Below are 11,976 nucleotides of genomic sequence, written 5' to 3'. Positions count from 1 at the left end.
CTCGAAGGCAGCGGCTCAGACCGGGATGGCGTCGATCGAGGACAATGCCCCATCCGCCCCACTGCGGATCTGATCTGACCTCGGATCATTCTCGCTCCTTCCGATGATTCGTGGTCGACACCCTGTTGCCCGACAGTTACTGCACAAATGCAGCAGAGTCTTGCCTCGACGTAGTTGTCTCAACGTCGATATCGCCCACCTCTGGTTCCCTCGATATCGGTCGGCGGCGCGCATCCTGGTGTTCGGATCTAGTGCGTTGCTGTCGTGTGTCTCATGAAGTCGAGCAGGGCCGTCTCGAAGGTGGCTGGCATTTCCAACATGGGATAGTGACCGCACGCGTCGAGCTCGATGAGGTCGGCGTCGTGTAGTTGTCGGCTCAGCCAGAGGGCGCCCTTCGTCGAGTGCACTGGGTCGGCTGCGCCGATCACCTGGAGTACGGGCTGTCGTACTTTGGGCAGTAGGTGGATCAAGTCAGTGGTGAGCATCGATCGATAGCATGCGATGGCTGCCCAGGATGGCATCCGCAATGATGTTGCGAGTAGCCAGGCTGCGAGGTCATCGGACGGCGGCGTGGCAAAAGCGCCGACCAGAGTGGCACGGCGCGATGAGATCCGGTTCTCCGCTTCGGCATCGATCAGACTCGGGAGGACTGCATCGGATGGAGCTCCGAAGGGGAAGGTGGGGGTCCTCGCTGCGCTCACTGCGTTGGAGCCGACGAGGACGAGCCGGCCCACACGTACCGATGTCGCCGCAGCAGCGAACGCGACCTGACCGCCGAAGGAATGGCCGACCAGAGTGGCTTCGAACAGATCCAGCCGGTCCAGTACTGTTTCCAGGTCATCGGCCAATTCTGTTACAGCGTAGCCGGATAGAGGTTTGTCCGACCGACCGTGCCCGCGTTGGTCAATGCACACTACGCGATAGCCCGATGCGCTCAGGATGCGGATCTGGCGGTCCCACAGCGTGCCATCGAGGCCGAATCCGGAGATCAGGACCACGGGCGGCCCGTCTCCGAGATCCTGCACGTAGAGACTGGTGCCGTCACTCGCTCGGATTCTTGTCACTACCAATTCTCCTGTGCTGTCGATGCCGTCCGTGGGTCCCGAGATCGACAGTTGGCCGCTGACGTAGGAGCAGTGCCAGTCATCTCCTCGCGGCCCGGCGAATGAGAATGCATCGAGAACCAGTCTTCACCGATCGGTGGTGCCGGCATCATCGATACCGTCCGCAGGGCCCCTGGACCGGTCCCGGAACCTGCGCAAGCAGGTGCCCGACGTCGCCGCGGTGACTGTCGTCGCCGGCGGTTCGTGGGTGGTGGCGCGTCATTGCGGTCCCATGGGCACAGCTGCCCGTTGACGGTCGGGATGTTCGTCGGGCCGCTCGACCACACCGCTCGCCAATAGGTCGTCCACATCTGAGATTCCGAGCTCACGCAAGATTTCGCTCGTGTGCGCACCGGGTACTGGGGGTGCGGTCGGTGTGGGCGGCACGGTTCTGCTGAATCGCGGTGCCGGTGCGGGTTGCCGGACCGAACCGACGTCGACGAAGGTGCCCCGAGCGGTCAGGTGGGGGTGATCGGGAGCTTCGGTCAGCGACAAGACGGGGGCAACGCACGCATCGGTTCCCTCGAACGCTGCAGTCCACTCGGCCTGTGTGCGGGAGGCGAACGCGCGTCGAATCGCCTCGCGAAGTTGCGGCCATCCTCGTGGGTCGGTGCGGTCGGCGACATCCTCCGCAAGTCCCAAGGTCTCGGTGAACGTTGCGTAGAACTGGGGCTCGAGGGCGCCCACGGCCATCCAGCGGTCGTCGGATGTGGCATAGGTGTCGTACCAGGGCACACCGGTGTCGAGGAAGTTCGTGCCGCGTTCGTCCTGCCATCCACCGGATGCCATCAACCCGTGCAGGATGCCGGTCAGCGACGCGGCGCCGTCGACGATGGCGGCGTCGACGACTTGGCCTCGGCCCGACCGCACGGCCTCCCACACGGCGGCGAGGATCCCGACGACCAGGAACAAGGACCCGCCGCCGAAGTCACCGACGAAGTTGACCGGGGGCACGGGTGCTTCGTTGCGTCGTCCTATCGAGGCGAGCGCACCGGTGATGGCGATGTAACCGATGTCGTGTCCAGCGGTGTGCGCCAGTGGTCCTTCCTGTCCCCAGCCGGTCATTCTCCCGTAGACCAGCCGCGGGTTGATCGACCAGAGGTCTTCGGGTCCCAGTCCGAGTCGCTCGGTGACGCCGGGACGGAATCCCTCGATCAGCACGTCCGCGTCGGCGGTGAGTTGCTTGACCACATCGACGCCCCGCGGGGAGCGCAGATCGACGACGATGGATGTTCGGTTTCGGCGGAGAACGTCGAGTTGGGGGTCGACGCCGCTGGCCGGTGGGCCCGGCCGCTCGACGCGGACCACGTCGGCGCCGAGGTCGGCCAGGAGCATCGCCGCATAGGGGCCGGGCCCGATCCCGGCAAGCTCGACGATCTTCAGCCCTGCCAGCGGGCCGGCGCTGTGGGTGGTCTCTGTGTCGGTCATGAAAACTTCTCCTCGTTATGGATGCGCTGGAAGGTGGTCTTTCCGGCCGTCGGCACGGTCCTGGCGCGGTGGGTGGTGTTCGTTGCTGCAGACCCGTCTGCGGAGTTCGCGCCGTACAACCTTGCCCCCGGCGTTCACAGGGAGTTCGGCGATGGTGATCAGCTCGGCCGGTACCTTGTACGCGGCGAGATACTGTCGGCAATGCGTGCGGATGCTCCGAGTGTCCACGTCTCGGCCGCGACGGGGAACGATGAACGCCACGACGACCTCGCCCCAATGCTCGTCGGGAGCACCGATCACGGCGGCCTGGTCGATGTCTTCGTGGCGGCAGAGGACGTCCTCGATCTCGATCGGGTAGATGTTCTCCGCACCGCGAATGATCATGTCGTTGCGTCGGCCCGCGAGATACAGGTAGCCGTCGTCATCCATGTAGGCGAGGTCTCCGGCTCGAAACCACCCGTCCTGCAGTGCTTGTGCCGTCTCCTCCGGTCGATCGAGGTAGCCGGACATGGTCTGCGCGTTGAGGGTGACGATTTCCCCGACGCTGCCCCGGGGAACGTCGTTGCCCTCCGAATCGAGTAGCCGGAGATCGACACCGTACGCGGGCTTGCCGATCGAGCCGAGGAGGTGCTCGGCCCCTGCCGCTGCCCTCCGATGATCGGCCGATCCGAGGACTGTCTGAAGTCCGGTCTCGGTTCCGGCACCGAACGCATTGACGAAGTCGCACCGAAAAACCTCGAGGGCCCGCCGGAGCACGGTCGGAGGCATCGGCGCGGCACCGTAGATGATCGACCGCAGTTCCGGATAATCGGATTGTTCGACAGCCGGGTGTGCGAGCAGGCCGGAAATCATCGTGGGAACCAGGAAACAGCCGGTGAGTTCGCCGTGCTGCAACCACCAGAGAACCTCGTCGACGTCGAACTGCGGCAAAATCAACGTCGGAAAGCCGCGCCAGACGTGCATGAGGACGGGACTCTGCCCGCCGATGTGAAACATGGGCGACGAGGAGTAGCGGAACTCGTCGGGCTGAATTTCGTAGTCGAGCGTGATCGCGGTGACCAAATTCTTGATCATTCGCTGAGACTGGAGGACGCCCTTCGGTTTACCGGTCGTTCCGCTGGTGAAAGCCAGGCCGACGATCTCGTCGTCGCCGACGCGGACGTCCGGTTCGACGTCACGGCCTTCGGCGACGAGCCTCTCGTACGGAATGAATGAGTCGTACTCTCCGCCGAAGAGCGCGGTGAGCCGCAAGTTGGGCGCGTGGGAAAGCAGCGGAGCGAGATGCTCGATGTATCGCTCGTCCGTGAATAGTGCTACGGGGTCGGCGGACTGGAGCAGTGTTGCGGTTTCTTCAGCGGCGAGACGGTTGTTGAGCGGCACGTAGGTGCAGCCCAGTTTCAGACAGGCGAGGATCACTTCGGCGTAGCCGATGCCGTTGACCGCGAAGAGGGCCACGCGGTCCCCGCGGCCGATTCCGTGTGCGGCGAATGCGTCCGCGAGCCGGTTGACCCGACTGTTGACTTCTGCGAAGGTCCATTGCCTTCCATTGCCGAGAACGAAACATGCGCGGTCGGGATGGCGTTGAGCGGACAGCCGGAGGAAGTCGCCGGCAGCGGGTCCGACCGTTGTGGGCATGGCGTCTCCTCAGGTGCAGTGTTCGAAGCGGTGCCGGCGATCGGTCGAGCTGATCTCCTCGCGGCAATTCGTGGAGATCAGCTGTGCCGGAACGAATCTAATGATCAGTCGAAGTAGAGCGCTTCGATCTGTTCCGCGTACTTGCGATGGATGACGCGTCTCTTGAGCTTGGCGGTTGGCGTGAGTTCCTCGGAATCCGGCAGCCATGCAGTTGCGAGAATCGCGAACTTCTTGATCTGTTCGTTGCTGTTGAGCCGACGATTGCCGCGTTCGACGGCGGCTTCGACCTCCGCGCGGACTTCGGGTGCCGCGACGATGTCGGATTCGGGTTTCCCGTCGAGCCCGAGACGCTTGGCGTAGACGGCGAGTGCCTCGGGGTCGAGAGTGACGAGTGCGGTCACGTACTTGCGGCGGTCGCCGACGGCGACGAGCTGGCCTATCAGTGAGCTTTCTCCCTTGATGGTCGACTCGATGGTGGCCGGCGACATGTTCTTGCCTGCCGAGTTGATGATGATTTCCTTCTTGCGGTCGACGATGCTGACGAATCCGTCGTCGTCGATGACGGCGATGTCGCCGGTGCGCAGCCACCCGTTCTCGTCGAGTGCCGCGGCGGTCTCGTCGGGCTGTTTACGGTAGCCGACGAAATTGAGGTCGGCCTTGGCGAGCAGCTCGCCGTCGTCACCGAGTTTCAATTCGACCCCGGGCAGTGGTTTGCCTGCCGTGCCCGCCTTGAAATCCTCGATGCGGTTGAAGACGTTGAGTGAACCCTCGGTCAGGCCGTACGCCTCGAGCATCGGCACCCCGACAGCGCGAAAGAATACGGAGAGTTCGGAAGCTGAGGGTGCACCGCCGACGAACGCGGCCTTGATGCGATCGAGCCCGAGTCTGCCGAGGAGCGGCCGCAAGAGGGTCAAAGCCTCCTTGTGCTCGGTGAGGAGTCGGATCACCTCCGCGGGGTCCGCATCGGAGCCGGTTTCGGCCGCGAGCACAGCTTGCTTGCCGGTCTCGAGGGCGGCCTGCAGGGCACCACGATGAGAATCATCGGCCTCGCCGGCGATCATCAGTTCGATCGCCACCTGCAGTTTCTCCCACAGGCGGGGCACAGAGAAGAACGCGTCGGGCCGGTGTCGGGCCAGTGCAACGGGCACCTGTGCCATGTCCGGGCACGCGGTGATCGCAGCACCGTGGGCGAGGGCCATGTACTGCGATGTGATCCGGCCGCCGGCGTGGGCCATGGGGAGGAAGGAAATGATCCCGATGGAGGGCAGGGGGAGCGCGGCGGCCAGGGCGCGCTGCTGCGCCATCACCGTCCGATGAGACCACTGGGCTCCCTTGGGGGCGCCGGTGGTTCCGGAGGTGAAGATGAGCGTGGACAGATCGTCGGCGCGGACGGCGCGCCACGCCGCCTCCACGTCGAACGCCGGATCCGCTGCACCTTCCAGATCCTCGAGGGTGAGTGTTCCCGGCACCTCACCGTCCACTACCACGAGGTGGCGGACCTGGTCGCCGAGTGCTGCCACCGCCGCCCGTACCTTGTCGAGGAAGGCGAGTTGCGTGACGACGAGGGTGCAGTCCGCGACCCGGAGTTGATGCTCGATCTGTTCGGCCGGGGAACTGTTGAACACCGCGAACGGCACCGCGCCGATGTGGTAGGCCGCGTAATCGACGAGATGGCACTCGACGGTGTTCGGCAGGATGATCGCCACGGTGTCGCCGCGGCCCAAGCCCAGACCGGCCAACCCGGCGGCGAGGGAGCGGACGCGTTCGTCGAGTTCTCGCCAGGTGTAGCTGACGTGCTCGTCGATCGTGCGCAGGGCTGTCTGGTCGCCGTACGTGGCGACGACCTGTTGGAAGGCTTCCGGGATCGTGGCGGCGGCGAGCGGGGTGGGCTCGCTCCGGGGGATGGCTTCGGGGAAGCTGGTCACATGGGCTCCTGGGTTCAGTGGGAAGACCGAGGCGAGGTTTGAGTGTCGCTGGGACGCAGGCCCAGTCGACGACGCCAGTCGTGCAGTCCTGTGAGGCGGAGGGCGCGCTCGACCAGCGCTCCCTTGGAGGGTGAGTAGGGGTACCAGTGCATCTCGTTCTTGAAGGGAAGCCGTTCGCTGACGAATGCCTGTTGCCGGGTGAATTTGCGGACACCGTTCGGTCCGCCGAACCGGTGCCCGAGTCCGGACTGCTTCCAGCCGCCCATCGGCAGGGGAAACTGGAAGACGTTGGTCATCGCATTGTTGATGTTCATGCCACCGGCCTCCACCCGGCTCCCGACGCGACGACCGCGCGCCGTCGAGGACGTCCATACACTTCCGGCGAGGCCGTAGACGGAGTCGTTGGCGAGCGTGACTGCCTGATCCTCGGAGTCGACCTTCATCACCGGCAGAAGCGGCCCGAACGTTTCTTCCCGCATGCACGCCATCGAGTGGTCGACGTCGACGAGAACGGTCGCAGGATAGAACAGTCCCTCGTCGGAGCGTCGGCCACCGGTGAGGACGCGGGCCCCCTTGGAGACCGCATCCGCGACGTGCCGCTCGACGAGCTCGAGTTGGGCCTCGGTGGCCATCGCGCCGTACTCGGCCGCGAACGCACCCTGCGCGTCGTGTCCTTGACGCAGGGTGCGAACCTCGGCGACGAGCCGGTCGACGAACTCGTCGTACACCGCGCTTTCGGCGTAGATCCGTTCGATTGCCACGCAGGATTGGCCGGCGTTGAAAAGTCCCCCCCAGACCGCGCCGCGGACGGCACGGTCGAGGTCGGCATCGGAGAGCACGATCATCGGGTCTTTGCCCCCGAGTTCGAGGCTCGCCGGAATCAGCCGTTCGGCGGCACGGATTCCGATCGAACGGCCGGTCCGGGTCGAGCCGGTGAACTGGATCATGTCGACGGCGTCCACGACCGCTCGCCCGGCCGGGCCGCGCCCGGTCGCGCATCCGAGCACGGGGGGAGCCCCGATCTCGTCGTTCCAGGCGCGCACCACCTCGGCCCACGCAAGGGGGGTGATCTCCGAAGGTTTGGTCAACACGGCAGCGCCCGACATGAGAGCACCGGGCACATCCATCATCGGCATGGCCAGGGGATAGTTCCACGGCGTGATGATCCCGACGAGTTGGTACGGGCGGCGCAGAATTCGCAGTTTCTTGTTGAACGACGCCGGACCGTGGATTCGGCGGCCCTCTTCGGCGAGGAACTTTTCACCATGCTTGGCGTAGTAGTTGATGACCTCGACACAGACCATCAACTCGATCGATGCATCACCCCAAGACTTGCCGGCCTCGCGGTGAACCAGACCCAGGAGATGATCTTTGTTGTCCACGATCCAGTTCAGCCATGCCAGCAGATGCTTCGCTCGTTTCTTCGGGCCCAGCGCCTCCCACTCTGGTTGGGCCGCACGGAGGCGATGGGCCAGCCGGTCGACCTCCTCCGGGGACATCGTCTCGACGGTGCCGACGACCTCGCCGGTGGCAGGGTTGACGACGTCGACGTGCGGTTCGTCGGCGAGCGCCTTGGGCGTATCGGCGCCGTGGGTGCCGACCTCGGTCTGTGTCATGGGATTCCTCCGACAGCGGGCGTGGATGAAAGACAAATATTGTGATGGATGTCACATTTCTAGGCTATGATTCCGCAATTCGTACCCGATTGCCTCGTTGATCCCCTTTCGCACCAGGATCGTTCAGGCGGGGACCGCCCGCAGGGCGCGTTGGTAGCCGAGGACGGCCTTGGTGGCGTTGAAACCGATGGCGCCGACTACCTCGCTGCCGCGGCGCGCTTCGACGACCAGGGAATTGCGGTCCGCATCCTGCGCGACGACGACGAGTTCGTCGGCCGCGCGCAGGTAGCCGACGGACTTGATCTTCACGTCGTACTGATCCGACCAGAACGCGGGTACCGACACAAGAGGCGCCCTACCGGGATGGTCGACCACAAGGTTCGCGGCCACCCGGTCCGCCATGTCACGCGCGTTGGACCAGTGTTCGACACAGACGTGAGTGCCGGCGTGGGGGTGAACCCACGCCGCGACGTCACCCGCTGCCCACACGCCGGAGAGGGGGGACCCTGCCCTGTCCAGCACCCGGCAGATGTCATCGACATGGACCACGCCGCCATCGGTGTCTACGGGTGAATCTGCCAGCCATTCAGTGTTTGGGACAGAACCGATCGATACGAGGACGGCGTCAGCTTCTAGCAGTTCTCCATCGGCGAGGCGGACGCCGGTCACGTATTCGTCACCCTCGATCGAGTCGACTCCCGTCCCGAGGCGCCAGCGGACACCGTGGCGTTCGTGCAGCTGCCGGGCGAATGCGCCGGCCTCGGGACCGATGACCGGCATGGGTGTATCGCTGACATCGACGACGGTCACCTCGACATCGCGGGCCCGCAGGGTGGCCGCCACCTCACAGCCGATGAATCCCGCCCCGATGATGACCACGCGACTGCCGGGCGCCGCGGCGGCGGTGAAGGCCGCCACGTCGCCGAGCGATCGGAGGGTGAAGACCCCGGTGGCGGGCTTTCGCCCAGGCCACGGCCGGGCGCGGCGTCCGGTGGCGATGACGAGTTCGTCGAACGGCTGGTCCGTGCCGTCACCGAGGGTGAGGGCACGGACGTCGAAGTCGACACCGTGCACCGGCGCCCCCAGACGCCACGTCAGGTCGTCCGTTCGACCGGGTAGCCGGCACTGGTCGCCGGTGACGCTGCCTGCCAGCAACGCCTTGGACAGCGGTGGCCGGTCGTAGGGTAAGTGCTCCTCGTCCCCGATCAGGGTGATCTCGCCGGTGAAGCCCGCATCTCGCAATGACCGGCCGACCCGGAAGCCGGCCAGGCCGGCTCCCACTACAACGACATGTCGCATGCGATTCAGTCCTTGATCAGGATGGCCGCCACCGGGCACATGCGTGCCGCGGCTTCCACCTTCGGGCGGAGTTCCTCCGACGGCTGGTCGTCCAGCAGGACAACCACATCGGAGTCGTCGTGAAGGTCGAAGACCTCCGGGGCCTCCATGACGCAGTCGCCGTGCATCTCGCAGGCGGCGAAGTCGACAGTGATCTTCATGGTGCTCAGTCCTCGGGTACGTCGGTACCGGCCCGCTTCAGGCGGGGGTGATGGTGATGGGAAGTTCGTACACTCCCCGCGAGTAGTTGTCCTTGACGTAGGAGACGTCGCCTACCTGCTCGATGTTCGACGTGCGCTGGAGCAGTTCCTCGAGCAGAATCTTCATCTCGAGCGTGGCCACGTGCTTGCCGAGGCACTGGTGGGGGCCGCGGCCGAAGCTGACGTGCGGATTGTTCTCGCGCGAGAGATCGAATCTGCGCGGTTCGTCGAATGCGCGGGGGTCGAAGTTGCCGGCCGTGAACAGCATGAGGACGATATCGCCCTCGTCGATGGTCTGGCCGTGCAGCTCGTGTGTCGCGGTCGCCGTGCGCACGAGATGGGTGAACGGCGATGCGACCCGCACGAACTCCTGGATGGCGGTGTTCGGGATGTCACCGTCGCGCTCCCGCAGCCAGGCCATCTGCTCGGGGTTGCGAAGCAACGAGTGCATCCCGTGCGACAGCGCGGTACGGGTGCTCTCGGCGGCCCCGCTGGCGAGCAGTGCCACGTTGCCCAGCACCTCGTCCTCGCTGATGACATCTGCGGCTGCGACGATCCGGCTCATGACGTCGTCACCTGGATGTTGACGCTTGAGTTCGGCCAGGTCACCGGCGTACACCATCAGGTTTCCGATGGCTTCCATGACGTGGTCGAACGACGGAGTGATGCGCTCGTCGAACGGAGCGGCGAAGGTGTCGACCCAACCGAAGAACTTCGGTCGATCCTCCGGCGGGACGCCGAGCACGTCCCCGAGGGCCTCCATCGGCATGGCGTGCCCGATTTCGTGGACGAAGTTGAACGTGCCCTTCTCCAGGGCGCGGTCGACGATCGTCACCGCGTACTCGCGGAACTTCTCCTCGAGTTTGCGGACGAATGCGGGGGTGAAGCCCTTGGCCATGACGCCACGCTGGGCCTTGTGCTTGGCCCCGTCCATGGTGAGCATGGCGGGCATGCCGCCCATGGTCGGATCGATCGGGGTGACCTTCCAGGCGTTCACGTAGCCTCTGTCGGCTGCGTACAACTCGCTGTTGCGGTCGACTGCCCAGATGTCCTCGTTGCGGCTGACGACCCACGCTCGGTCGATCAGCAGCGGATTGTCGAATTCGTGGAGAAAGCACGGTGTCTCGTCACGAATCCGGTCGTAGGCGTCCAGCGGCAATCCGAAAGTATCGGGATCACCGGCCGCGTAGACCTCCGGGTCGAAGACATCGATGCGTGTGGCGGTCATGGAAACCTCCTGCAGGTAGGAACTGGCCGGGTCGGTCAGGTCAGCGGGCCGTGAACCCGGCGTCGACGACCACGGTCTGGCCGGTGGTGTACTGGCCGGCATCGGAGACCAAATGCATGATCGTGTTGGTCACGTCCTCCGGCAACAGCATGCCGTTGTCGTGCACCGGCAGCGGGTTCTGCAGGTTCTCGGCGATCTGCGGGAACTCCTGAACGAAACGGCCGAACGCCTCGTTCACGACCATCGGTGAGGCGACGCCCGTCGGATGAATCGTGTTGACCCGGATGCCCTCTGGGGCGAGAAGGAGTGTCCATGCGCGCATCAGACCGACCACCCCGTGCTTCGACGCGATGTATCCCAGTACGCCCGGGCTTCCATCCGACATACCGCCGACCAGGCCGGCGGTCGAGCTGGTGATGACGATCGATCCGCCCCGGCCACCCGCACGGAGATGGGGGATCGCCGGGTTGACGGTGTTGTAGACACCCTTGAGCATGATGTCGATGCCCGCGTGCCATGCGTCGGGCATCAGGCGCTGTTGGCCGGTGATCGCCATGATGCCCGCGTTGGCGAGGACGATGTCGAGTCGACCGAATTCCGCCACGCCGTCGTCGACGACCTTCTGCACCGCGTCCGCGTCCCGCGCATCCGCCTGCACGGCGTGGATGCGCTGCCCGGTCTTCTCGACGAGCGCGATGGTCTCGTCGAGGTCGTCCGGCGTCGCCAGTGGGTATTCCACCGACGGTTCGTCGTGGCAGATGTCGAAGCCGATGATGTCCGCGCCCTCTTCGGCGAGGCGGACTGCGTGGGACCGCCCCTGTCCGCGGGCGAGTCCGGAGATGAAGGCAACTTTGCCGTCAGCGAGTCCCATGTCGGTTCCTCCTTGGGCCATGCCCTGTGAGCGATGGCTGGTTTGGTGTTGAGATTGAGGGGCGCAAAAGTTATTGAGAGGGCGCGTCTCTAATATAGGTGTAACGCGGGTCACTTGTCAACGATCGTTCGGAACATCCGCACGTCGGAGCTTCATGCGTCGACGGGGCGGCCGAGGCTTTCCAGATGCGCTCGGTACTGCGCATAGGCCGGTTGCAGGGCCGGTACGAGTCCCAGAAGCTTCGTCACCCCACCGTCGACCTTTATCTTCTTGCGTGCCAACGCTACTGGCAGATTCAATTTGCCGAGCCAGAATTTGTGCCCATCGTCGCCGCTCATCGAAAGCTCGACCTCCGGTTCCTGGGTTTCGGCCTCCGCGCCGAAGCGAAGGACGGCGGGATCCTGTGTGGCGTCGAGCAAGAACACCGCCGCCGGGTCGTGATGGCGAATGCGGAAGGACGTGTTTGCCTTGACGAACTTCGGCCCCACCGCCGGATCGGTCGTGAGGTGCTCGTAGAACGGCACGAGTACCTCGTAAATCTCCTCGGTGGATTGGTAGATGGTCATTCTCTCCTCATTCCTCAGGGTCGATGTCAATTTTCGAGATGACGATCTCAATTATGCGATTCCGGG

Annotated in this window: 10 protein-coding genes; all 10 read right to left on the bottom strand. The window is 64.8% G+C overall.

Annotation, left to right across the window (positions count from 1 at the left end; all coding sequences use genetic code 11):
- Window positions 1-248: 248 nt before the first annotated feature.
- Window positions 249-1,064, bottom strand: a complete 816-nt coding sequence (locus MLGJGCBP_RS49610) for an alpha/beta fold hydrolase (protein WP_160103045.1) — start codon at window positions 1,062-1,064, stop codon at window positions 249-251.
- A 258-nt stretch (window positions 1,065-1,322) separates the two neighbouring features.
- Window positions 1,323-2,531 carry a CaiB/BaiF CoA transferase family protein gene (locus tag MLGJGCBP_RS49605; RefSeq protein ID WP_160103043.1) on the bottom strand — a complete coding sequence of 403 codons (1,209 nt, stop codon included), beginning with the start codon at window positions 2,529-2,531 and terminating at the stop codon, window positions 1,323-1,325.
- Window positions 2,532-2,546: 15 nt separating this feature from the next.
- Window positions 2,547-4,166, bottom strand: coding sequence for a class I adenylate-forming enzyme family protein (locus MLGJGCBP_RS49600; RefSeq protein WP_160103041.1), 1,620 nt, complete (start codon window positions 4,164-4,166; stop codon window positions 2,547-2,549).
- A 104-nt stretch (window positions 4,167-4,270) separates the two neighbouring features.
- Window positions 4,271-6,091, bottom strand: a complete 1,821-nt coding sequence (locus MLGJGCBP_RS49595) for an AMP-dependent synthetase/ligase (RefSeq protein ID WP_160103039.1) — start codon at window positions 6,089-6,091, stop codon at window positions 4,271-4,273.
- 14 nt (window positions 6,092-6,105) lie between these two features.
- Window positions 6,106-7,707 (bottom strand): aldehyde dehydrogenase family protein, encoded by a 1,602-nt coding sequence (locus tag MLGJGCBP_RS49590; protein ID WP_160103037.1) that lies wholly within the window; start codon window positions 7,705-7,707, stop codon window positions 6,106-6,108.
- Window positions 7,708-7,830: 123 nt separating this feature from the next.
- Entirely contained in the window at window positions 7,831-9,006 is a 1,176-nt protein-coding gene (locus tag MLGJGCBP_RS49585; protein ID WP_160103035.1) for an NAD(P)/FAD-dependent oxidoreductase, read from the bottom strand.
- Window positions 9,007-9,011: 5 nt separating this feature from the next.
- Window positions 9,012-9,206 carry a ferredoxin gene (locus MLGJGCBP_RS49580; protein ID WP_160103033.1) on the bottom strand — a complete coding sequence of 65 codons (195 nt, stop codon included), beginning with the start codon at window positions 9,204-9,206 and terminating at the stop codon, window positions 9,012-9,014.
- A gap of 37 nt (window positions 9,207-9,243) precedes the next feature.
- The gene (locus tag MLGJGCBP_RS49575; protein ID WP_160103031.1) at window positions 9,244-10,473 is read right to left on the bottom strand and encodes a cytochrome P450; all 1,230 of its coding nucleotides are present in this window, start codon (window positions 10,471-10,473) and stop codon (window positions 9,244-9,246) included.
- Window positions 10,474-10,513: 40 nt separating this feature from the next.
- Window positions 10,514-11,344: a mycofactocin-coupled SDR family oxidoreductase gene (locus MLGJGCBP_RS49570; RefSeq protein ID WP_160103029.1), complete on the bottom strand. Its 831-nt coding sequence runs from the start codon at window positions 11,342-11,344 to the stop codon at window positions 10,514-10,516.
- Window positions 11,345-11,496: 152 nt separating this feature from the next.
- On the bottom strand, window positions 11,497-11,910 hold the full coding sequence (locus MLGJGCBP_RS49565; RefSeq protein WP_160103027.1) for an SCP2 sterol-binding domain-containing protein: 414 nt from the start codon (window positions 11,908-11,910) through the stop codon (window positions 11,497-11,499).
- Between the last annotated feature and the right edge of the window lie 66 nt (window positions 11,911-11,976).

The sequence above is a fragment of the Rhodococcus sp. T7 genome (assembly GCF_009872365.1).
Lineage (GTDB): Bacteria > Actinomycetota > Actinomycetes > Mycobacteriales > Mycobacteriaceae > Rhodococcus_F.
Note: the sequence above shows the minus strand (reverse complement) of the source record. Positions and strands in the feature narration are given on the sequence as shown.